Origin of the sequence: Sorangium sp. So ce375 (genome assembly GCF_051473855.1) — a bacterium.
Lineage (GTDB): Bacteria > Myxococcota_A > Polyangia > Polyangiales > Polyangiaceae > Sorangium.
This window is the reverse complement of sequence record NZ_CP150335.1, coordinates 11,005,659-11,027,652: the sequence shown is the minus strand read 5'-3', so window position 1 is coordinate 11,027,652 and position 21,994 is coordinate 11,005,659. Positions and strand designations below refer to the sequence as shown.

At 74.8% G+C, this 21,994-nt stretch carries 14 protein-coding genes; 6 read left to right on the top strand and 8 right to left on the bottom strand.

Annotation, left to right across the window (positions count from 1 at the left end; all coding sequences use genetic code 11):
* The first annotated feature begins 310 nt into the window (after positions 1-310).
* Entirely contained in the window at positions 311-1,930 is a 1,620-nt protein-coding gene (locus WME90_RS41220) for an AgmX/PglI C-terminal domain-containing protein (RefSeq protein WP_437277578.1), read from the top strand.
* A gap of 76 nt (positions 1,931-2,006) precedes the next feature.
* Here the strand turns inward: WME90_RS41220 and WME90_RS41215 are convergent, their stop codons facing one another.
* Positions 2,007-3,608 carry an APC family permease gene (locus tag WME90_RS41215; protein WP_437277577.1) on the bottom strand — a complete coding sequence of 534 codons (1,602 nt, stop codon included), beginning with the start codon at positions 3,606-3,608 and terminating at the stop codon, positions 2,007-2,009.
* Positions 3,609-3,797: 189 nt separating this feature from the next.
* On the opposite strand from WME90_RS41215, the gene WME90_RS41210 reads away from it, so the two are divergent.
* The 5 genes from WME90_RS41210 to WME90_RS41190 all read left to right on the top strand — a co-directional run bounded on the left by WME90_RS41210 (position 3,798) and on the right by WME90_RS41190 (position 10,340).
* Positions 3,798-4,721 carry an alpha/beta hydrolase gene (locus tag WME90_RS41210; protein ID WP_437277576.1) on the top strand — a complete coding sequence of 308 codons (924 nt, stop codon included), beginning with the start codon at positions 3,798-3,800 and terminating at the stop codon, positions 4,719-4,721.
* A gap of 69 nt (positions 4,722-4,790) precedes the next feature.
* The gene (locus WME90_RS41205; protein WP_437277575.1) at positions 4,791-7,850 is read left to right on the top strand and encodes a PEP/pyruvate-binding domain-containing protein; all 3,060 of its coding nucleotides are present in this window, start codon (positions 4,791-4,793) and stop codon (positions 7,848-7,850) included.
* Positions 7,847-8,824, top strand: a complete 978-nt coding sequence (locus WME90_RS41200; RefSeq protein WP_437277574.1) for a pseudouridine synthase — start codon at positions 7,847-7,849, stop codon at positions 8,822-8,824. Before WME90_RS41205 ends, WME90_RS41200 begins: the two co-directional genes overlap by 4 nt.
* Positions 8,824-9,576, top strand: a complete 753-nt coding sequence (locus WME90_RS41195; protein WP_437277573.1) for a hypothetical protein — start codon at positions 8,824-8,826, stop codon at positions 9,574-9,576. Before WME90_RS41200 ends, WME90_RS41195 begins: the two co-directional genes overlap by 1 nt.
* 89 nt (positions 9,577-9,665) lie before the next feature.
* Positions 9,666-10,340: a tetratricopeptide repeat protein gene (locus tag WME90_RS41190; RefSeq protein ID WP_437277572.1), complete on the top strand. Its 675-nt coding sequence runs from the start codon at positions 9,666-9,668 to the stop codon at positions 10,338-10,340.
* Between the two features lie 130 nt (positions 10,341-10,470).
* Here WME90_RS41190 and WME90_RS41185 read toward each other — a convergent pair whose 3' ends face one another.
* The 7 genes from WME90_RS41185 to WME90_RS41155 form a co-directional block, all read right to left on the bottom strand.
* Positions 10,471-11,853: an MATE family efflux transporter gene (locus WME90_RS41185; RefSeq protein WP_437277571.1), complete on the bottom strand. Its 1,383-nt coding sequence runs from the start codon at positions 11,851-11,853 to the stop codon at positions 10,471-10,473.
* Positions 11,854-11,864: 11 nt separating this feature from the next.
* The gene (locus WME90_RS41180) at positions 11,865-12,065 is read right to left on the bottom strand and encodes a hypothetical protein (RefSeq protein ID WP_437277570.1); all 201 of its coding nucleotides are present in this window, start codon (positions 12,063-12,065) and stop codon (positions 11,865-11,867) included.
* 247 nt (positions 12,066-12,312) lie between these two features.
* Positions 12,313-13,197, bottom strand: coding sequence for a 3-hydroxyacyl-CoA dehydrogenase family protein (locus tag WME90_RS41175; RefSeq protein ID WP_437283727.1), 885 nt, complete (start codon positions 13,195-13,197; stop codon positions 12,313-12,315).
* Positions 13,198-13,229: 32 nt separating this feature from the next.
* Entirely contained in the window at positions 13,230-13,739 is a 510-nt protein-coding gene (locus tag WME90_RS41170) for a hypothetical protein (RefSeq protein WP_437277569.1), read from the bottom strand.
* 108 nt (positions 13,740-13,847) lie between these two features.
* On the bottom strand, positions 13,848-16,322 hold the full coding sequence (locus WME90_RS41165; RefSeq protein ID WP_437277568.1) for an AAA family ATPase: 2,475 nt from the start codon (positions 16,320-16,322) through the stop codon (positions 13,848-13,850).
* A 233-nt stretch (positions 16,323-16,555) separates the two neighbouring features.
* On the bottom strand, positions 16,556-21,196 hold the full coding sequence (locus WME90_RS41160; RefSeq protein ID WP_437277567.1) for a VIT domain-containing protein: 4,641 nt from the start codon (positions 21,194-21,196) through the stop codon (positions 16,556-16,558).
* Between the two features lie 5 nt (positions 21,197-21,201).
* Complete coding sequence (locus WME90_RS41155; protein ID WP_437277566.1) at positions 21,202-21,798, bottom strand: RNA polymerase sigma factor; 597 nt, start codon at positions 21,796-21,798, stop codon at positions 21,202-21,204.
* Positions 21,799-21,994: the final 196 nt, after the last annotated feature.

Below are 21,994 nucleotides of genomic sequence, written 5' to 3'. Positions count from 1 at the left end.
GCGATCCCGCGGGGTGATGGCGCGAGCCACCACCACCCGGAAGCGCCGGGCAGCGGTCCAAGGTATTCAACCCGCCGGCGCGCGCATGCGCCGCTGAAAATCGCGGCGCGGCTCCGGAACCTGGGGCGGGCGGCGCTGTCGATCCTCGGCGTGGACGCGGTGCTCCGCGGCGCACGCAGAGAGCGGTGAAGCTCGCCGCGCGTGCGTTGAGGAGCGCCGAGAGAGGCGGGCCCTCGGGGGCTCGCTCCATTCAGACCGCTCGCCGCGCGGACATGCGCGCGAGCGCGAGCAGGGAAAGGGCTGGTCTCCGATGGACACGTTCAAGATGGCTCCGGGCATCGCACCCTCGAATCCGTTCCTCAGCAAGCTGCCCTTCAGCCCGTATCAGGCCATCGAGGCCGACGTGCCCGCGGACGCGCCGGAGGGCTCGTATACGTACGCGCTGGTCAAGAGCGCGCCGGACGTCCCCGCCGAGGAGTGCGAGACCGATGCGCTGTCGCTCGAGGTGCTCATCCGGTGGGGGAACACCCCGCTTCACGTGGCCCACCTGACGCCGCCCCGGGCCTTCCATGTGGGTGAGGCGGACGGCGTCGAGGGCGCGTGCGACTTCTTCATCCCTGCGGAGCGGCTGGGCGCGGCGCGGGCGCCGCTCGTGCTCGTCGGCGAGGGCGGCGGCGTGAGCGCCGTCATCCCGGCGGGCGCGTCGGGATCCATCGAGATCGGCAGCTGCAGGATGACGATCGCGCAGGCGATCGCCTCGGGCCGCGCCGTTCCGTGCGCGGAGCTCGACGGGGCGCAGCGGATCGAGCTGCCGCCCGGCGCTCGCGCGAAGCTCGAGCTCGGCGATTTCGGCTTTGAGGTGGCGGTGGGCAGGGCGGGCCGCCGCGTCGCGGGCAAGGCGGGCCTCGACCGCCGCAGCCTGCCGTTCACCGCGCTCTCGACGCTGCTCCACGTCGGCCTGCTCGGGGCCATGGCCGCGTTCATGCCCCCGCTCGCCATGGCCGACGACGGCGGCGTGAGCGCGGAGCAGGCGTACCTCATGGCGCAGGCGATCGGGGCGATCGCCGAGAAGGAGCTGCCCGAATCGAAGGATGCGGACGACGCGAGCCGTCCGGCCGAGCGCGACGGCGGCTCCGGCGCGGCCGCGATGGGCGAGTCGGGCAAGGCCGGGAGCGAGACGAGCCGGAAGACGGGCGGGCGGTTCGAGATCGCGGGGCCGAAGGACAACCGCGACGTGCGGATCTCGAGGGCGCAGGCGCTCGACGACGCGGCGCGCTTCGGCATGATCGGCGTGCTCCAGGCGGGGTCCGGCGGCGATCCCAACGCGCTCTCGGCGCCCTGGGGCGGGGCCGACACGCTCGGCAACGGCGAGAGGAGCGTGATCGGCAACATGTGGGGTGAGACGATCGACGAGTCGGGCGGCGTGGGCGGGCTCGGGCTGACCGGCGTCGGCGAGGGCGGCGGTGGGCATTTGGCGGGCATCGGGATCGGGGCCATCGGCACCATCAACCACGGGAGCGGCGTCGGCGACGGGCCGGGCTTCGGCCCTGGCGTCGGCGCGTCGCGCTTCGGCAGCGGCCCCGGCCACAAGGCGAGCGCGCCGCGCATGCGGGTCGGGTCGCCGTCGGTGTCGGGCCGGATCCCGCCCGAGGTCATCCAGCGCATCGTGCGGCAGAACTTCGGCCGCTTCCGGCTCTGCTACGAGAACGGGCTGCGCAACAACCCGAGCCTCACCGGGCGCGTGTCGGTCGGCTTCGCGATCGGCCGCGACGGGGCGGTATCGAGCGTCCAGAACGGCGGCTCCGATCTGCCGGACGCCGGCGTTGTCGGCTGCGTGGTGCGCTCGTTCTACGGGCTGTCGTTCCCGCCGCCGGACGCCGGCATCGTGACCGTGACCTATCCCCTCCTGTTCAGCCCTTCGGGCGGCTGATTCCCCGCCTCAGCCCCTCCAGCCGCCGATTCGCCGCCTCGGCCCTCCGGCGGCCGCTTCGCCCTCTGCCGGCTTCCTACTGCCCGCCGCCCGCGGCGATCTGGCCGACGGCCCGCTCGGCCTCCGCGATCTCTTGCTCTCGCTGCTGGATCATCACCCCTTGAGGCGGGCCCTGGAAGCGGCGGCGCTCCAGCGCGAACCAGACGATGGCCGTCACGGCGAACACGATGAGCATGATGCCCAGGGCCTTGTCGTTCGGCGGCTGGACGCTCACCACGATCAGCATCAGGCACGCGAGGACGCTGACGATCGCGAGCGGCCGGTACAGCGGGCCGAGGTCCCACGGGCCCATCTTCACCCAGGTGCGGCCGTACGCGCGCACGCCCATCATCGTGGGCATGACATAGGAGATGTAGAGGAAGATCACGCAGACGGCGGTGATCGTCGAGTAGACGGGCGTGTATACCGTGAAGCCGATCGTCAGCGCGCTGACGACCCAGATCGCCGTCGCCGGCGTCCGGAACTTCGGGCTCACCTTGCGCAGCTGCTCCGAGAGCGGCAGCCCCCCGTCGCGCGCGAACGCGAAGGTCATGCGCGAGGCGGACGTCACCGTCGCCAGCCCGCAGAGGTACTGGGCCACCGAGATGCCTGCGTAGAGCGCGATCCGGAGCTTCTCCGGGATGACGCGCTCCATGATCCAGAAGAAGACGTTGCCGCCCTTCGACGCCGCCTCGTCCATGTCCGGGATCGCGAGCACGATCGCGCTCAGCATGAGCGCCCCGAACACGCCCGAGACGAGCACCGCCCGGACAATGCCCCGCGGGACCGTCTGCGCCGCGTCGATCGTCTCCTCCGACGTGTGCGCTGACGCGTCGTACCCGGTGATCGTGTAGGCGGGCAGGAGGAAGCTCAGGAGGAACAGCGTCGTCATGCTGCCCGTCTCCGGCCACACGTCGCCTCCCTTCGGCCCGCTGTAGTTCGTGAACGTGACGAGCCGGCCGAGGTCGATCGCGGGCGCGTAGAAGAGCATCGCGGCGGTGAGGATCACCGAGACGACGAGGATGAGGTACCCGCTGAAGTCGGTGAGCAGCGTGGTGACGCGGATCCCGAGGTGATTGAAGAGCGCCTGCGTCCCCGTGATGAGCGTGACGCCGACGGCCTGCATGATCAGCGCCCGATCCGGGGGCATCGTGGCGAGATCCACGCCGAACAGCGGGCCGAGCGAGCTCACGATGAACAGGTAGGCCCCGACGTTGATGGCCGCGAGGACGGTGATCAGCCCGATCAGGTTGAACCACGCGGTGGCCCAGCCGAAGCCCCGGCCGCCGAGGATCGAGGCCCAGTGGTACAGGCCGCCCGCGGTCGGGAACGCCGACGCGACCTGGCCCATCGTGAGCGCGATGCAGAGCGCGAGCGCGCTGCACACCGGCCACCCGATGCCGATCCCCGCGCCGCCGACGCTGCAGAAGCCCATCTGGAACGACGTGATGCCGCCCGCGATGATGCAGATGATCGAGAACGAGATCGCGAAGTTGGAGAAGCCCCCCATCCGGCGCAGGAGCTCCTGCGCATAACCCATGCTGTGGAGCGTCTTCACGTCCTCGGCGATCACGCCCTCCACGCTGCGCGGCGCACCGCCTGCGCGCGGCCCGACGTCCCCCTTCGTCTCACGGCTCATGAGCGGTCCCCTTTCGTCACGGGTCTCTCGCCCGGGACCGACGGAGCCCTTCGGACCTCGTCAGGATCGGCGCGTCTCGCCGACGAGCGCTCGCCCCTCGGGGCCCTCGCCCGGACCCATACAGCCTACATGGGGGCATGTGGGTCTGCCCAGGCCCGCGCCCGCGCCCCGCTGCTAACCTCGCCCCCGATGGCCGCCACGACGATCTTCCCGCTCTCGCGCCGGCGCGCGCTGCTCGGCCTCGCCGCGCTCGCCGCGCCCTCGTGCCGGTGCGGCACATCGCCGCCGGCGCAGGACGAAGAGGCCCCGTCGGCCTGGAAGGATCTCGCGTTCGAGCCCGCGGGAGGCGGCGAAGACCCGCAGCGCGCGCTGCTCCTCGCGCCGGAGGCCGCGCCGGCGCCGCCGCTGCTCGTCGCGCTGCACGGGCGTGGCGAGGCGGTGCGGGGCCTCGAGGTCGGCGCGCGCGGGTGGCGCGACGACTACCGCCTCGACGCCGCTCTCCAGCGGATCGGCTCGCCGCCGCTCACGGCGGACGATCTCGGGCAGATGGTGACGCCCGAGCGGCTCGCGCAGCTCAACGCCTCGCTGAAGGAGCACCCCTACCGCGGGCTGTGCATCGCCACGCCGTTCACGCCCGACCTCCGCGACCGCTCCGTCGAGGGGGCCGCGGGCTTCGGCCGGTTCCTCGTCGAGCGCCTCCTGCCGCGGGCGCGCGCGGAGGGCGGCTGCGAGGCCGCGCGGGAGGCGACCGGCATCGACGGCGTGAGCCTCGGCGGTCGCCTCGCGCTGCTCGTCGGCCTGTCGTTCCCCGACGTCTTCGGCGCGGTCGGCGCCCTGCAGCCGGCGGTGCGGGAGAGCGAGGCGGAGATGTTCTCCGCGCTCGCGCGCCGGGCGATGGAGCGCCGCGCGGTCGCGCTCCGGCTCGTGTCGAGCGAGGCCGACCCCTTCTTGCCCGCCATCCAGGCGATCAGCGATCGGCTGCGGCAAGACGGCGTGAGCCACACCCTGCTCGTCGTGCCCGGCCCGCACGACTACGTCTGGAACCGAGGGCCGGGCGGCGTCGAAATGGTGCTCTGGCACGAGCGCGTCCAGCGCGGATTGCCGCCGCCGTGATCGTGGCGGTCCGGCCGTCACAAGCCCCTGACCCAGGCCGCCGAACCGTGTTACTCCCTCGGGAACGACGTGGCCGATCCCACACGCACCGCCCGCGCCGACGGCGCGACCGACCCGCCCACCGTGCGCGAGTGGCTCAAGCCGCTCGAGAGCGCCGGCCTGCGCCGTCACACGAGCGCGAAGCGCGTCGGCGGCAAGGCGGCGTCGCTCGGGCGCCTGCTCCGCGAGGGCTTCCCGGTGCCGCGCGGGTGGGTGCTCGACGCGCGGTGCTTCACGGAGCTCGTGGAGCAGCAGCTGCCGCCGGGGCACGACCTCGCCACGCTGATCCGGCTCTCGGGCACGAAGGCGGGCGTCGACAGGGCGGCGCGGGCGCGCGACCGCATCCTGAACGAGCCGCTGCCCGAGGCCCTCTCGGCCGCGCTGCTGGCGCTCTGGCAGGCCGTCGAGCCGGAGGCGCCGTGGGGCCTCGCGGTGCGGTCCAGCGCCACGTGCGAGGACAACGAGGAGACGTCGATGGCGGGGCTCGCGACGACCGTGCTCGGCGCGCGCGGGGAAGCCGCGCTCGACGCCGCGATCCGTCAGGTCTGGGCGAGCGCCTTCCTGCCGCGCGCGCTCGCGTACCTCGCGCACGCCGGCGTCCGCGACGTCGCGATGGGGGTCGTGCTGCAGGTGATGGTGCGCGCCGAGGCCGCGGGCGTGCTGTTCACCGCGCCCCCGCCGGGGCTCGGGGGCGAGCACTGGCACGCCGGCGAGCGGCTCGTGAACGCGACGCTCGGGCTCGGCGCGCCGGTCGTCGACGGCGCCGCGGCGGCCGACACCATCCGGATCGCGCGCGACGGCGGCAGGGTCGTCGCGTCGGCGGTGGCGCAGAAGCGGCGCGCGCTCGTCGTGGGCGCGGCGGGGCTCGAGGAGGTCCCGGTGCCTGAGCCCCGCGCCGAGCAGCCGGCGCTCGGCGAGGCGGCGCTGCGGCAGCTCGCCGAGCTCGCCGAGCGGCTAGAGCAGGGCGGCAAGGGCCCGTTCGACGTGGAGTTCGCGGTCGAGGCGGTCGAGCCGGGCGGCGAGGGCTCGCGCGGCGCGGCGCTCGCGGTCGAGGCGGTCGGGCCGGGCGGCGAGGGCCCGCGCGGCGCGGCGCTCGCGGTCGAGGCGGTCGAGGCGGTCGAGCAAGCCGGCGAGGGCTCGCGCGGCGCGGCGCTCGCGGTCGAGGCGGTCGAGCAAAGCGGCGAGGGCTCGCGCGGCGCGGCGCTCGCGGTCGAGGCGGAGGCGCAGCGGGTGTGGCTGCTCCAGGTGCGTCCGGTGAGCGGCGGCGGCTTCCCCGAGGGGGGCGGCCCCGACACCATCTGGTCGCGCGCCAACGTGGGCGAGGCGCTCCCCGGGGCGGCGACGCCGCTCACCTGGTCGGTGGCGCGGGCGTTCTCCGACCGGGGCTTCCGCGAGGCGTTCGCCGCGCTCGGCTGCCGCGTGCCGCGGGGCGCGCGCCTCGTGGCGAACGTCCACGGGCGCTTCTACCTCAACCTGACGGCCTTCATGCGGATCGCGGCGCAGGTCCCGGGGCTCTCGCCGCGCGCGTTGCTCAGCATGAGCGGCGGGGCGAGCGAGCCGCTCATCGCGCGGCTCGCCGAGCAGAGCGTGGGCGTCTCGCGGCGCGGCTTCTTTGCCCGGCTGCCGCTCACGGGGCCGCGGCTCCTCCTCCGGCACGCGCGGCTCGAGCGCGAGGTCGCGGCGTACGAGGGCGAGGCGCTCTGGGCGCAGCGCGCCCTCTCCGAGCTCGACATGACGCTCCTGCCGGACGACGCCATCGGCACCACGCTCCGGAGCGTCTTCCTGCTGCTCGAGCGGACCGGCACGCGGATGCTGCACTGCGCGTCGGCGTCGCTCGCGAGCCACCTCGCGCTGTGCAAGGCGCTCGAGCGGATCGCGGGCCGCCGCGCCTCCGCGCGCTCCGCGTCCGGGGAGGCGCACCTCGACGCGCCGGCCGGGCGCGCGGAGACGAACGTCGAGCACCTGGCGCAGGTGCTCGCGGGCGGCGTCCGGGAGCTCGACAGCGCGGGGCCGGGCATCGAGCTCGCCCGGGTGGCCGAGCTCGTCATGCAGGATCGGGCGGCGCGCGAGCGGCTCCTCGCCGGCCAGGTGATGTGGCCGCGCGACCTGCCCGAGGGGCCGGCGCGCGACGCGTACGCGCGGTTCCTCGAGGCTTACGGCGATCGCGCGGTGCGCGAGGCGGAGCTCGCGACGCCGCGCTGGCGGGAGGACCCGTCGCCGGTCATCGCGATGCTCACGGCGTCGCTGCGCGGCGCGCCGGGCGATCCGGAGCGCGCCCTGGCGCGCGCGAGGGCGCTCGCCGATCGGGAGATGGCGATGCTCGAGACGCGCGTGCCGCGGCTGGAGCTCGCGCTGCTGCGCACGCTCGTCGGCCGCGCGCAGCGCTACGTGCGCCTGCGGGAGCGCATGCGCACGTGGGTGTCGCGCGTGCTCGGCATGCTGCGGCGGGTCGCGCTCGACATCGACCGGCGCCTCAGGCGCCTCGACCCCTCGCTGGAGCCGGGGAGCGTCTTCTTCTGCACCTACGAGGAGCTCGTGACGGCGCTCTCCAGCGGCCGCGCCGACGTGGGCCACCTCGTGCGGCTGCGGCGCGCCGAGCACCTGCGCGACGCCGCGCGCCCCGATCCGCCCGCCACGTTCATCGGCCGGCCGCCGCCGCTCGTGCTGCCGCCCGCGTCGGGGGTGCGCCTGCTCGGTCTGCCGGCGAGCCCTGGCGTCGTGGAGGGGCGGGCCCGCGTGCTCGAGCCGGGCGCCTCGGCGCTCGACGCGGTGGGGCCGGGGGAGGTGCTGGTCGCGCGCACGACCGACATCGGCCTCTCGCCGCTGTTCCTGGTGGCCGCCGCGGTCGTGACGGAGCTCGGCGGCCCCATGTCGCACGCCTCGATCGTCGCGCGGGAGTACGGCATCCCTGCGGTGGTGAACGTGCCCGGCGTGACGCTGGCGATCAAGACGGGCGATCGGCTCCGGATCGACGGCGATCGCGGCGTGGTCGAGCGCCTGGACGAGCGCGGCGCGCCGTCGTCGCCGGGCGTCGTCGCCGGGGGAGCTCCTGGCAGCGGCGCCGAGCCGCTCGCGGCGCAGCCCGGATGACGGCCGCGCGCCTTCGCGTCGGGCCCTCGGACGGCCCCACGGTGGCCGACGTCCTCGAGCGCGCGGGCGGCGCGTCGCGGGGCCTCGCGGGCGCGGCGGCGGAGGGCCGTGCGTTCCTGAACGGCCTTCGCGCGCGGCCCGGCGACGTGGTGGCCGTCGGCGACGAGCTCGCCGTGTGGCCGGCGCGGCGCGACGCGCCGGGGGCGCCGCCGGTGGAGGTGCTGGCGCGCTGGGGCGAGCTCCTCGTCGCGTCGAAGCCTGCGGCGCTGCCGACCGAGCCGGAGCGCCGGGGCACGCGTTCGCTCGTCACGGAGGTCGCGGAGCTGCTCGATCTGCGCGACCTGCCGCACGCGGCCTCGCGGCTCGACGTCGGCGTGAGCGGCGCGGTGCTGTGCGCGACGGGCGCGCGTGGCACGCGGCACCTCGCGGCGATGCGCGAGGCGGGGCGCATCGCGCGGGTGTACGTCGGCGTCGCTCTCGGGCGCATCGAGGGGTCGGGCACGTGGGATGCGCCGATCGGCGCGGCGCGCTCGCGGGGTGGGCGCAGCCTGCCTGCGGTGGGCGGCGCCGGGGCGAGGGACGCGGCGACGCGTTATCGAGCGGTCGCCTCGGCGGGGGGCGGGGCGGCGCCGGCCACGCTGCTGCGCCTGGATCCGCTGACGGGCCGCACGCACCAGCTCCGGGTACACGCGGCGCACGCCGGGGCGCCGCTCCTTGGCGACCGCGATCATGGCGGGGCCCGCTCGGTGACCACGTCGAGCGGCCGCGTGATCCCGCTCTCGCGCATCGCGCTGCACGCCTTGCGGGTCACGGTGCCGGACGAGCGCGGCGAGCTCTGCACGGCGCTCGCGCCGGTGCCGGACGAGCTCCGCGATCTCTGGAGCGCGCTCGACGGCGACGGCGCGGCGTGGGAAGAGGTGTTCCCTGCGACGCTCGAGGCGGCTCCGCCGCCCGGGGCTCCTTCCGGTATCTGATGACCACGCCTCGCCCTCTCGCCCGCGCCGCCCTGGCGCTCCTCGCTGGCCTTGCGCTCGCTGCCGCCGGCGTGGTCGCCGTGGCAGAGCCGGAGGTTCCGCCGTCCCGCGCCGGCTATGCGCCGGACCCTGCCGCGCGGCCCAGCGCCAAGCAGTGGGTCTTCGACGTGCAGTACGCGAAGGGGAGGGGTTCGATCGTGCAGGCGCGATCGGTGGCGCTCGCCCGTCCTCAGGCGACGGCGCGCGTGATGGGCCGGTTCGCGATCGAGCTGTACGTCGGCCAGGAGCTGCTCGATCGGATCCGTTTCGACGTGCCGCTGACGGGTGACGCGCCGGAGCGGCCGTCGGGCGCCCTGCGCCGCCGGCCGACGTTCGACGACGGCGTGACGACGCGGGTTCGCGTGCAGATGGCGGACAACCCGCGCGCGAGCTGGGCCAAGCTGGTGGACCGGAAGACGGGCGCGGAGGAGCGTTTCCTCTGGCCGCCGGAGCCGGACGGCCGGCTCATTCCGTTGCGCGCGCAGGGCGGGGCGGCGGTGGACGGCGGCGCGCCGAGCGATGCGGGGTCGCCGCCGGCGGATGCTGGTGGACCGGCCGACGCGGGGCGGCTGCCGGTGGACGCGGGCTGGCCGGACGCGGGCATTCCGCCGGTGGACGCGGGCTGGCCGGACGCGGGCTGGCCGCCGGTGGACGCGGGGCGGCTTCCGGACGCCGGGTTGCCGCCGGATCCGTTCAAGCCGCGGCGGAAGTAGCCCGCCCTGGTTGGGCGAGCGGCGACGACCGTCGTTGCCCTGTGCAGCAACGTTCCCCTCCGGGCCGCGGCTGCGGTACCTTGGCGGGCATGCAGGACCGCTCGCTCGCTGTCGTCGCATCGCTCGCTCTCGCTGTCGTCTTCTCCGCGGCGCCGGTCGCCGCCCAGCCGCCTGCGGGCAAGGAGAAGCCGCAGGCGGCCGCGCCTGAGCCGGCGGCCGCGCCCGAGGCTTCCTCCACGCCGCGCAAAGATCCCAGCGGGCACACCGGCATCAGCCCCTACACGGAGCAGGTCCTCAAGGGTGAGGCGTCGTTCGTGGCGCGCGACATCCCCGGCGCGATCGCGGCGTTCCAGGAGGCGATCAAGCAGGATGCCTCGAAGATGCTCGGCTTCTACCTGCTCGGCGAGGCGATGCTGGAGTCCGGCAACATGGCGGAGGCCGAGACGGCCTGGACCACGGCGATCGGCAAGAAGGGCCCGGACGAGCTCCAGGCCAAGGTGCTCTTCTGCCTCGCCGATCTGCGCGAGCGTCAGAAGAACTGGCAGGCGGCGAAGGAGGCGTGGGGGGCCTACAGCGCGTTCCTGACGAGCAACCCCAAGGCGACCGGCTATCCGGCGACCGCGGCGGAGCGGCAGAAGCAGATCGACCGGCGGGTGAAGGACGAGAAGGACTACGCCACGGTCAAGGAGCGCATCGTCCAGCGCGAGGCCGAGCGCCAGAAGGAAGCCGAAGAGAACGCCAAGAAGGACAAGATGAACCGGTAGCGCGCCCTCGGCTGCGCGCGGCGCGCGCCGCCATAGAACACGCCGCGCTCCGCGGAGCGCCCGGTGTGTGGCGAGGAGCCGCCGCCCCGCAACGTGGTGGATGACGAGCTCGCCCCTGCGGACACGGCGCTCAGGTGGGACTCGCGCTGATGCCGTTCAGCTTGAACCTCGTGAGGCGCAGGAGCCGGGTGACGAGGAGGGCCGAGTTCGCCACGAGCGCGGTCGTGAGCCCCCACCAGAGCCCCTTCGCGCCGAGGCTCAGGGCGAAGCCGAAGAGGAGCATGAGCGGCAACCCGACCAGCCAGTACGAGGCGATGTTGGCGAGGAAGGGAAACCGCACATCCCCGGCGCCTCGCAGCGCCCCCGCCGCGACCACCTGGATGCCGTCGAAGAGCTGGAACAGCGCGGCCACATAGAGCAGCTCGACGCCGATGTGGACGACCTCCGCGTCCGACGTGAACAGGTGGATGAGCCAGCGCGGAGCCAGGCTGAAGAGGAGCGCGCCGCAGGTCATGACGGACGTCCCGAGGGCGAGGCCGAGCAGCGCGGACCGCCGCGGAGAGGCGCCGGCGCCGATCGCGTGACCGACGCGCACCGAGGTCGCGCCTGCCACGCCGAGCGCGCCCATGAAGGTGAAGCTCGTGAGCCCGATGGCGATCTGGTGCGCCGATACGGTGTGAGACCCGAGGCGCCCCGCGAGCACCCCGAGGAGCGCGAAGGCGCCGCTCGCCACCAGCAGGTGCAGGCCGATGGGAACGCCGAGGCGGAAGACGGCCGTGACTGGGACCGCCTCGCCCGCGGGCGCGAACGCCTGCCGGTGCCGCCGCGCCGCGGCCAGGACGATGGCGGCCAGCACGAAGCTGCCCGCGCTCGTCGCGAGCCCGGCGCCCAGGGCGCCGAGGCGCGGCAGATCGAGCGGCGGGAGGTGCAGCCACTGCAGGGCCTCGTCGCCGCGGACGAGGAGGCCGCACGCCAACGCGTTCACGACGTTGGCGGCGAGCGAAGCGACAAGCGCCGGCCGCGTCTCGCCGTGTGCTTGCAGGAAGGTCCTGCAGGCGACGTGCGTGAGCAACGGCAGATACCCGGGCGCATGGCCGATGAGATACGCGCGCACGTGCGGGATGAGCGCCGCCTCGACCCCCATCGGCTCGAGCAGCAGCGTCGCGGCGAACGAGAGCGCGACCGCCGGGAGCGAGAGGAGCGCGCAGCCGCGAATCGTCGCGCGCAGCGCCGCCCACGCCCGCGCCGACTGGCCGGCGCCTATCGCCTGCGAGGCGAGAGGCTCCAGGGCGAACGCTATCCCCATCCCGACGGAGGTGAGCGCGAACATGATCGACCGAGCGATCCCGATCGCCGCGAGATCTTGCACCGAGCCGCGGCCGATGATCGCGGTGTCGATGAGACCCATCGACACCAGGCCGAGCTGCGCGAGCGTGAGGGGCACCGCGAGACGGACGAGCGTACGCAGCGCGGCGCTTTCAAAGGCCGAGTGCACAGGCGAAGTGCGGCTCATGCTAGCTCCGTTCAGGGCGCCGCGTACCCCCGGGGCCACACCGCGTCAACGCGGCCCTGGGTCGCGCCGCGCGGGCCCAGGAACATCTGCCGACCTCGGATGGATCCGACCTCGAGATCCTGACTGTCTCTGCTCACGACCAGCTCGGACGGGCGCGGCTGCGCGCGGATCTTCCACGCGGCGAACTCGAGGTCGAGCGAGGAGCAGCTCACGAGCAATACGTCGCTCTTGAGGTGGGGCCAGCGCGCGCCGTCAATCCTTCTTGAATACGTGTTTGTCCGCCGTGCTCACCGCGGCCAGGCGCGCGCTGCTATCCGGCGAACGGCTTCTTCATACTGTTCGTATCCCAGTACGACGAATATCGATGAATCTTGTCCTCGCGAAGGACCGTCGCGGGGACGGTTGATATCTGATATTTATATGAAGTTCAGTTCTCTCCGCGCGCGCCCGACGCTCTCCCTACCCACGACGCCAGCCGTCGCTAGGCTGAGCCCCCGCCTCCGTCCACCGGTAGAACCCTTCCCCCGTCTTCTTCCCGAGCTTCCCGGCCCGCACCATCTGCCGCAGGATCACCGGCGGCCGGAACTGCTCCCCCACCTCGCGGTGCAGGTGCTCCAGGATCGCGAGCCGTACGTCCAGCCCCACGAGGTCCGTCAGCTTGAGAGGCCCCATCGGGTGCCGGTACCCGAGCTCCATCGCGCGATCGATGTCGACCGCCGACGCCACCCCCGCTTCCAGCATCCGCATCGCCTCGGCGCCGAGCGCCACGCCGAGCCGGCTCGTCGCGAAGCCGGGCGTGTCGTTCACCACGATCGGCGTCTTGTCCAGGCGCCTCGCCACCGAGAGCGCCGCCGTCACCGTCGCCTCGTCGGTCTCGAGCCCCCGCACCACCTCGAGCAGCTCCATCACCGGCGGCGGGTTGAAGAAGTGCAGGCCGATCGTGCGCCCGCCCGCCCCGAGCCGGCGGCCGAGCTCCGTCACGCTCAGGCTCGACGTGTTCGTGCCGAGCAGCGCCCGCTCCGGCGCCGCCGCCTTCACCCGACCGAGCACCTCGACCTTGAGGTCCATCTGCTCGGGCACCGCCTCGATCACGAGATCGGCGTCCGCCGCCGCGCGCTCGAGCTCCGGCGACGCCACCAGCATCCCGATCATCTCGCTGCGCGCCTCGTTGAGCATCTTGCCCTTCTGGACGAGGCGATCGGTCGTGCGCTTGATGTCCTCGATCGCCGCGCCGATCCGCGCGGCGTCGACGTCGTAGAGCCGCGTCACGTAGCCGGCGACCGCCGTGACCTGCGCGATCCCCTGGCCCATGGTGCCCGCGCCGAGCACCAGCACCGTGCGCATCCGCGCGGCGGCGGGGTCCCCCACGAGCTCGCTCACTTCGCCGGAGCCGGGGCGCCGTCCTTCTGCCGCGCATCCAGGCGCTTGCGCACCTGCTCCACCTCCTGGGGCGTCAGCTTGCGCAGGTTCGCCGGGCCCGGCGCGGCGGCGCCCCCCGCGCGCTCGCGCTCGGCCGCGGCGGCGCGCAGCGTCTCCGCGGCGGCGCCCGCCTCGGGCCCCGCCGGCACCGCCGGGCGCGCAGCAGGCTGAGGCGCCGGGCGAACGCCGGCCTGAGCAGGGCGAGCCTCGGCTGCAGCCGGGCGCGCCGCGGCCGCAGCCGGGCGGGCGCTCGCCGGCGCGGCTTGCCCTGCGGCGCTGTCGTCGCTGCTCATCGCAAGGCAGGTGACGCCCGCCACCACGAAGACGGCGAGCCCCAGCGCAGGGACCCAGTTCGGGGTGGGCGGCTCGTCCGCGGGCAGCGCGCGGGCGGGCTCCCCGTCGAAGCCGTGATGATCGCTCACGTCGTGCGCCGCGGCCGCGTGAGCCTCGTGATGGGCCGTGCTCATGCGCGGACAGTTGCCGTACTTCGCAAGCGGCGTCGAGGGGGTTCCACGCCCTTCCACGCGCTTCCACGTCTCGCCCCACGTCCCGCCGGCCAGAACGGCCGGGCGCGCTCAGCCCGCGAGCCTCCGGTGGCTGTCGAGCGCCGCGCGCTGATCCTCGAGATCGTCGCCGTAGACAGCCTCGATCGCCTCTGCCGCGAGGCGGTGCTGCCGCTCCGCCGTCTCCTTCGGCTGCATCCCGTACGCGGCGTCGCGGATCAGCACCGTGCAGAACTCGAAGCGGTGCTCCCCCATCCGCGACCAGATGCGCTGCGCCTCGCCGAAGCGCAGGTGATCCACGAGCGCCGAGGCGTCCGGGATCATCCGGGCGAGCACGCGCGTGTCGAACTCGCGCCCCAGCACCGCCGCGGAGATCACCGTCTGCCTCGTCGGCGGCTCGAGCCGCTCGAGCCGCGCGACGAGCAGGCTGTTCACCGTCCGCGGCGGCATGAAGCGGCTCGATCGCACGGCGTCGTGGCTCGACCCGTACCGCCCGTCCTCCAGCCAGTACGCGAGGATCTCCTGCGCGAAGAACGGGTTCCCCCCCGCGGTCTGGCCGAGCAGCGACTCGAGCATCGTCGGGAGCGGGCCGCCGAAGAAAGGCTCCGCCAGCGAGATCAGCCGCTCCGGCGGCAGCGGCGCGAGCTCGATGGTCTGCGACGGGATGCCGGCGTCGAGCGGGATGCGGACGTCCACGCCCTCCCCCGCGGACCCCTCGGGCCGCGCCGAGCAGATCACCGCGAGCGGCAGATCCTTGCAGGCGGCCGTGATGGCGCGAACGGCGTCGAGCGAGGTCGGATCGGCCCACTGCGCGTCGTCGAGGTGCACCACCACCGGCTGCAGCGAGCTCTCCGCGACGAGCAGCGCCGCGAGCGCCCCGAGGACGTCGTCGCGCCGCGCGTCCCCGGCGGCCGCCGGCTCCTCTCCGTGCAGCCTGAGGAGCCGCGCGAGCGCCTGGCGCGACCGGTCGATCCCGGCCCGCACCTCGGTCCAGCTCTCGGGCAGCCGCTCCAGGAGGAGCTCCAGCGCGAGATCGAGCCCCGCCTCCTTGGCGCGCTGGCCGAGCTCCGACGAGATCCCGAGGTACTCCTTGAGCGCGAACTCGAACGCGTAGAGCGGGGTCCTCAGCGTCTGATCGCAGCGCGCCTCGATCCACAGGAGCGGGCGCATGTCCATGAGCTGCGCGCGCTGGTGGCGGTAGCTGTGCACGAGGTAGCTCTTGCCGATGCCCGCCTCGCCGAGGATGTACACGACGCCGGCGGAGCGCCCGGTGAACAGCGGCTCGAGCGCCTGCGTGAGCCGCCCGAGCTCGGCCTCGCGGCCGATGGGGCCGAGGTCGTAGAACTCCTCCTGCACCGCGATGCGCCGCCGCTCGAGCGAGTAGACGAGGATCGGCAGGTCGAACCCCTCGAACCGGAAGATGTTCTCGGTCGACCACTGGTGGCTCGCCTCGCCGGCGAGGAACGCGCGCTCGTCCGCCCAGATCGACGACGGCGCGGCCTTGCGCGCGATCTGCGCGGCGAGGTGGACGGCGCGGCCGACGCACGCGAACTCGCGGCGGCCCACGGCGCCGAAGAAGCCGACGAGGCAGCGCGCGCGGGTGATGCCCACCGCGAGCCGGGGCACGCCGAGGCCGTTGCTCTTCAGCTCGAGCGCGAAGTCGAGGGCGCGATCGTGGTCGCTCTCGTGCGCGACGGGCGCGCCGAAGTAGAACTGCGCGCCGAAGCCGCGCTCCGTCACCGTCATGCCGGCGAACGTGGCGCCGTACATCGCCGCGATCTCGTGCAGCTGCTGGAGGAGCTCCGTCGGGCTCTCCACCCGAGCGAGCGAGACCGACACCGTCGTCACCTCGCGGATCTCGCCCTCCGGCGCGAGATCGCCCGCGCCCGGCGGCAGGAACGCCTCCGCGTCCGCGTCCGTCGGCGCCGACGCGATCGTGAGCGACGGCGGCCCGCTCAGGAGATCGGCGTCGTCGAGCTCCGCCACGTTCTCCCGCGCGCTGGCCGCGGGGAGCCGCTCTCGGAAGCTGCGATCGAGGTGGAGCTCGCTGTCGTCGACCCCGCGATCGGTCGCCTGGCAGGCCTCGACCGCGGGGCCGTAGAGCAGGAAGTAAGCGCGATCCGCGGCGATGCGCACGATCGTCCAGTGGACCGTGCCCCAGGCGAGCCCGATCCTGAACGGCGTCTGCGCGCCCCCGGCGCCGAGCGCGCGCCGCGCCGCGAGCTCCAAGAGGCTGCGCCGCATCGCGAGCGCGGCGCTGCGGGCGTGTCGCGTGACGTTGCGCCCCGGCCGATCGGGGAAGAGCGCGGTGAACCCGCCGCCGGGCGACAGCGTCGCGACGAACCCTCCCGACTGGTGCACGGCCTCGAACAGCGGATCGAAGAGCGAGCGCAGCGTGTCCGGATCGATCGCCTGACGCGCGATCATCTGCTCGGCGAGCTCCACGATCGCCGGGAGGGAGACGTGCAGGACGGCCGCGTCGACCGCTCCCGCGTATTGCCCTTCGGCGTCCTGTTCGAGGATGAAGTCCGGGACGAGCGGATTCATGTCGAAACTGTATCGGGGATCTCCTCCCGACACGAGCGCGGCGGGAGGGCGGTGTGAGCGCCGGGCGAGCGCGCCCGGGGGTGCGCTGAAGAGGCTGTTACGGAAGCGCGCTGCGAGGGTCGTTCAGGACATGTGAAGGGAGGGGTGCGCAAGAGAGTGGCGCCGCGCGTGGGCGGAGGTCGGTCTCGACGGTTCCGTCGGTCCCCTCGGTCCCGTCAGCCCCATCAGCTCCGTCAGAACCGCTGGGGTATCCGGTCGTCGACCGGCACCAGGCGGGAGGTGAAGAAGACGCGCACCGTGCCGAGCTCGAGGCGCGCGCCATCGAGCGTGAAGGGCACCTTGCGGGTCTCTCCCGCGAGGCGCAGGGTCAGCTCGCCGCGCACGGGGCCCAGCGCGCCGGCGCCGGCCGTGGAGGCGCCGGCGCCCTCCGCCGCCGACGCGCGCGCGATCTCGACGAGGTAGCTGCCCTTGGGGAGGCTCCGCAGCGCCAGGGACTCCGAGCGCGTGCTCGTCGCGTCGCGCGAGCGCACACCCACCGATGCGAGGGTGGAGCCCATCCACGAGATGCGCCGCCCTTGCGCGTCGATGAGGGAGATGTCGAGGTCGGCGCCGCCGGTCCACTCGGCGCTGAGCCGCACGTCGCCGGACAGGTCGGCGGAGGGCGCCGCCTCCGGCTGCGCGAGCCGCCGGTCGACGTCCGCGCGGATGGCGGAGGTCACGTCGAGGCGGAGCTGGCTCGCGAGCTCGCTCATGCCGCCCTCGCCGGCGCATCGGATCGCGGCGGCGACGAGCTTCGCGTCGGCGGGCGCGAGGTCGGCGAGCGCCACCCGGTGCCGGCACGCGAACGCGGGCCGGCCCGCGGCGTCCCAGAGCTCGGCGAGCCGCGCCTGGATGGATCGGTCGCCGGGGCGCACGTCGGCGAGGCCCCCGAGGATGCGCGCGGCGCGGTCGCGCTCGCCCTGCCGCGCCGCGAGGTCGGCGCGGGCGATGAGCGCGTCGGGATCGAGCGCGTCGCGCCCGCTCCAGCGCGCGGTCAGCTCCTGGGCCTCGCCGATGCGGCCGGTCGTGGCGTAGAGCGCGTAGAGGCCCGCCGTCCTGTCGCGGCTGTCCGGGGCCGCCGCGAGCGCCGCCTCGGCGGCCGCGGTCTTCGCGGCGCTCTCGGGCGCCAGCGTGTTCGTCGCGTCGAAGCTCACGTTGCGATCGAACACCCGGCGCATCGGGATCATCCGCCGCGGCCGCGGGCGCCACAAGTCCTCGGCGGCGACGAGGCCCTCCTCGGACGACCTCCGGGCGCGATCGTCCGGCGGGAGCGCCGGCTTCGGCTCCGCGGGCGCGGCGGCCGTAGGCGCCGGCGGGGGCGCCGGCATGTCGGCGTCGAGCGGGCCCGAGAGGGGATCGAACGACTTGTCGAACCGGCGCTGCGGCTTGGCGGGCGACGCCGGGCGGGCGCCGGCCGACGTGCGAGACTCCGCCTTCGCGGCCGGCGCGGCGTCCGGCCAGCCGGATCCGCCGCCGCCCCTGCCGGTGCCCGACAGGCCAAGGCCCGCTCCGAGCCCGTCCCCCTTCTCCTCGGCGCCCTTGTCCGCCGCGTCGTCGGGCTGCTCGCCCTCGGCGTTCGCGCTCACGCGCTCGGCCTGCTCCTCGCCCGTGAAGGCGGAGGTGATGCCGTCTCGCTCGAGGCCGAACGCCTTGAACATCGCCTCGCTCTCCAGGACGAGCAGCGAGGTGAACCGGCTCGCCACGGAGAAGCGCCGCGACAGCTCGATGATGGCGGGCTTCTGCGCGTCGCCGCCGGTCTCCTCGAGCTCCGCGATCTTCGCGGCGGCGTAGAGGCGCGGGACGAACGCGTTGCCCGCGCCGGTCGTGGCGGCGATCGTGACGGGGTAGGTCTGCTCGAAGCGCTCGCCCGAGACGCGGCCCCGCAGGCGGATCGCGCCGGAGACGTCGGCCCCGGAGCTCATCCGCGCCACGACGAGCGCCTCGCCGCCGGCGCGGATCGGGTCGAGCCGCGCCGGCGTGATCTGCGTGAGGCCGGGCGGGAGCTCGATCTCGGGATCGCGCAGCGCGAGGCCGTACGCCGCGCCGAGGACCGACTGCGCCGCGCTCGCGACCTTCTGGCCGGGCACGTAGGGGACCATCACCCCGCCGCCGCCCCGCGCGAGCGCCCTGAGCGACGTGGTGTCCGCGTCGCTCCCGAGCGCGACCGCGACCACGGCGGCGCCGTCCGCGGGGACCGCGCCGCGCACCGCGGCCTCGATGTGGGCGGGGCGCGTCGGGCCGACCGAGGGCGTGCCGTCGCCGAGGTAGATGATCCGGAGCTCCTTGCCGTCGAGCGGGCCGGCGGCCGCGCGCGCCGCGATCATCGCCGCGGCGAGATCGCTGCCGCCGTCGGGCTCGATGCCGCCGAGGAAGCGCTCGACATCGCCCGCGGAGGCGGCGCCGGGGGCCATGGGGCGCGCGGCGCCGCCCTGGCCTCCCTCGCCGAGGGAGCGGCACAGGGTGTCGCACGCGAGCACGACGACCTCGTCGCGCCGGTCCATCTCGCGGACGATCGACGAGGCGAGCCGCGTCGCGCGGGCGAAGCGCTCGCCCACCATGGACCGGCTCGAGTCGACGACGATCGCGTGGCGCCGCGACGTCGACGCCTGCCAGCGGGGCAGCCGGGGCCGGATCGCGATCGCGACGTAGGGCGACGCGTCGCTCGCGATGGCCTGCGCCGCGGCGAGGGAGGCCTCGTGCTCCGCGCCGTCGCGCGTCGACGCGCCGGCCGCGCCGCGCCGCGCGCTGTTCACCCGCGGCGCGGCGGGCGGCGCGGGGGCGGGCGCCGGGGCGGGGGGCATCCGGTAGGCCCAGGCGGAGACGGGCCGGTCGCGATCGGGGAGCGCGTACTCGACCGTGAGGTCGCCGGCCGGCGTGAACCCGCGGGCCTCCAGCGTGCGGCGGTCGGCCGCGCCCTCCGCGGGCGCGGCGGCGAGCTCGTAGCCGCGCGTCGAGACGCCGAACTCGCGGTCGTGGCCGAGCACCTGGACGTCGAGCGAGAAGTCGCCGATGTTCGTCGTGCCGCTCTGGTCGTGCGCGAGGGGGTACGTGAAGCGCCGGACGCCGCCGGCCTGCTCGACGAGCTGCGTGTAGGTGAGCACGACGCGCCTCGATCCGCGCTTCGGGATGGGGAAGATGCGCAGCTCGAACCGGCCGCCCCGCTGCCACTCGAGCAGCGCGGGGTCGCGCCACGGGCCGGGGACCCAGATGATCTCCTCGCGCGGCTTGGGCGCCTTGGGGGCGGCGTTCTGGATGACGCCGCGCCAGATCGCGGCCCCGCGATCGCGATCGACGAACGCGCCCTCGATGAGCTTGCCGTCCACCTCGAGCGCGAGCCGCTCGATCTGCGCGCCCGGCGGGAGCGGGAACCGGAAAATGCCCTCGAGCTCCTCGTCGGTGTCGTTGGCGAAGGTCTCGTCGATCTCCGTCCTGGCGACGACGTCGACGATCCGCACCTTGACGGCGTGCTTGGCGAGCCGCACGGCCCGCTCTTTCTCCTGCGTCGCGCCCGGCTTTCGCGCCCTGAGCTCGCCGAGGCCGCGGAGCGCCGGGGCGTCGGCCTCCTCGGCGGAGCGGTCGCTCCACGCGAGCGTGTCGGCGAGCGACGTCGCGCTCGCGACCTCCGGCGCGGCGCCCTTCGCGAGCGTCGCCTCCTCGCCGGCGCGCACCTCGACGGGCTCGCCGCGCTCACCGGTGACGCGCACGGCGCCGCGGGCGACCTCGACCGAGGCGCGCGCGGGGCCCGCGGTGATCGCGAGCTTGGTCCCGAGCACCTCGATCGCGCCGTGCGGCACCTCGATGCGCGCGGGCGGCGCGCCGGGTGCCGGGGTGACGTCGAGGACGACGGCGCCCTCATCGACCCGCGCGCGGCGGCCGTCGCCGGCGATCCACACGCGGGAGTCGCGATCGATGGCGAGCGCGGAGCCGTCCGCGAGCGACAGGTGGGCGCGCGTCCGCGCGTCGGTGCGCAGGGTCGCGCCCTCCGGGAGCGCGGCGCCCGAGGCGAGCGGCGCGCAGGCGCCCGCGGCGTCGCACGCCTCGAGGCCGCCCGACTTGTCGGCCGACGCGCGCGACACCGAGGCGACCTTGCCGGACCACGGCGCTCCGGCCGTCGCGGCGACGGACGGCGTCGCCTCGCCGCCGCGCCGCAGGACGATGCCGCCGGTGATCGCCGCTGCCGCGGCCAGGGCGGCGGCGGCGAACGCCGAGCGCCGCCCGAAGGCCGGACCGCGGGCGCGGCGCGGCGCCGGCGCGGTCCGCTCCGGGATCGTGGAACGCGGCCCGCCGGTGCGCGCTTCGGCCGCGCCGGATCGCCGCTCGGCGATGTCGGATCGCGCTCCAGAGGCTTCGGATCGCCCTTCGGCGATGTCGGATCGCCCTTCGGCGATGTCGGATCGCCCTTCGGCGGTGTCGGATCGCCCTTCGGCAATGTCGGATCGCCCCTCGGCGGTGTCGGATCGCCCTTCGGCAATGTCGGATCGCCCCTCGGCGGTGTCGGATCGCCCCCCGCTCACGCTGGATCGCGCGCCGGCGGCGCCGTCTTGCTCCTCGGCCGCCGCCTTCAGGACGGCGCCGCTCGTTGCGCCCTCCGAGGCGCGCGCCGCCTCGATCCGCCGGAGAAGCGCCTCCGCGAAGCCGTCCGCCGGCCGGAAGTCCGCGCCCGCCGCCGCGGTCACCTCCGCGGCGCGCGCTGCGTCGTGGCGGAGATCGCGGCACGCGTCGCAGCCGGCGATGTGCTCGTACAGCGCCGGCCGCGCCGTCCCGTCGAGCACCTCCGCGAGCTGCTCCTCGACCTCGCCGCAAAGCCCAACCGAACCCGTCCCTGTCGCGCTCATCGCCCTCACTCCTCGCCCAGCTCGGCCCTGAGCCGCGAAAGCGCGCGGCTCACCCGCTTCCGCGCCGCCGCCTCGTCGATCCCGCACGCGATGGCCACCTCCTTGAAGGAGAGGCCTGCCTCGAAGCGCAGCACCACCGCCTCGCGCTCGCTCGGCTTGAGCCGCGAGAGCGCGGCGCGGGCGCGCTCGGCCCGCTCGCGCTCCACCGCGAGCTCGCTCGCGTCGGGCCGCGGCCGGGTGTCGTGGACGAGGCGCAGCCGCGCCTCACGCCGCGCTCTGAGCTCCGTGTGCCGCCCGCACAGGCGCCGCGCGATCCCGAAGAGCCAGGCCCGCACGCTCCCCTCGGCGCGGTACTGCGGGAACGCATCGAACGCCGCGAGCAGCGTCTCCTGCACGAGCTCCTCGCTCTCGGCCTGCGACCCCGTGAACGCCATGCACAGCCGGCCCAGCGGCATGGCGTAGGCCTTCGCACACCGAGACAGCGCTTCCCGGAAGTCGCCTGCCCCGATGAGCCCCTCGATCGCCCGAGCCTCGTCGGCCCGCGCGTCGGTCCCAGTCCGCGCGTCGTCCCCCGACCCAACGAGCGCTAACCCAGCTGCCATCGCTGCCTCATCGCCGGCCATGTGCCCCCGTCCCCCGAGTTCGTGACCGGATTTTTTTCGTCCCCCGCCCCCAGCGGACTCCGGTGCCCGATCCCACAGTACAGGGCGGTCCGGCCTTTGCCTTTTGCAATGCGATCCCCGCCGCAGCAGAATCGGCAGTCGCCTCAGGAGCCGCGCTTATGAATGAGACAAGCCC

What these genes read in the sequence shown, in the direction of transcription:
- WME90_RS41220 (WP_437277578.1), top strand. Translation starts at nt 311, where the DNA reads ATGGACACGTTCAAGATGGCTCCGGGCATCGCACCCTCGAATCCGTTC.
- WME90_RS41215 (WP_437277577.1), bottom strand. Translation starts at nt 3,608, where the DNA reads ATGAGCCGTGAGACGAAGGGGGACGTCGGGCCGCGCGCAGGCGGTGCG.
- WME90_RS41210 (WP_437277576.1), top strand. Translation starts at nt 3,798, where the DNA reads ATGGCCGCCACGACGATCTTCCCGCTCTCGCGCCGGCGCGCGCTGCTC.
- WME90_RS41200 (WP_437277574.1), top strand. Translation starts at nt 7,847, where the DNA reads ATGACGGCCGCGCGCCTTCGCGTCGGGCCCTCGGACGGCCCCACGGTG.
- WME90_RS41195 (WP_437277573.1), top strand. Translation starts at nt 8,824, where the DNA reads ATGACCACGCCTCGCCCTCTCGCCCGCGCCGCCCTGGCGCTCCTCGCT.
- WME90_RS41190 (WP_437277572.1), top strand. Translation starts at nt 9,666, where the DNA reads ATGCAGGACCGCTCGCTCGCTGTCGTCGCATCGCTCGCTCTCGCTGTC.
- WME90_RS41185 (WP_437277571.1), bottom strand. Translation starts at nt 11,853, where the DNA reads ATGAGCCGCACTTCGCCTGTGCACTCGGCCTTTGAAAGCGCCGCGCTG.
- WME90_RS41175 (WP_437283727.1), bottom strand. Translation starts at nt 13,197, where the DNA reads ATGCGCACGGTGCTGGTGCTCGGCGCGGGCACCATGGGCCAGGGGATC.
- WME90_RS41170 (WP_437277569.1), bottom strand. Translation starts at nt 13,739, where the DNA reads ATGAGCACGGCCCATCACGAGGCTCACGCGGCCGCGGCGCACGACGTG.
- WME90_RS41165 (WP_437277568.1), bottom strand. Translation starts at nt 16,322, where the DNA reads ATGAATCCGCTCGTCCCGGACTTCATCCTCGAACAGGACGCCGAAGGG.
- WME90_RS41160 (WP_437277567.1), bottom strand. Translation starts at nt 21,196, where the DNA reads ATGAGCGCGACAGGGACGGGTTCGGTTGGGCTTTGCGGCGAGGTCGAG.
- WME90_RS41155 (WP_437277566.1), bottom strand. Translation starts at nt 21,798, where the DNA reads ATGGCAGCTGGGTTAGCGCTCGTTGGGTCGGGGGACGACGCGCGGACT.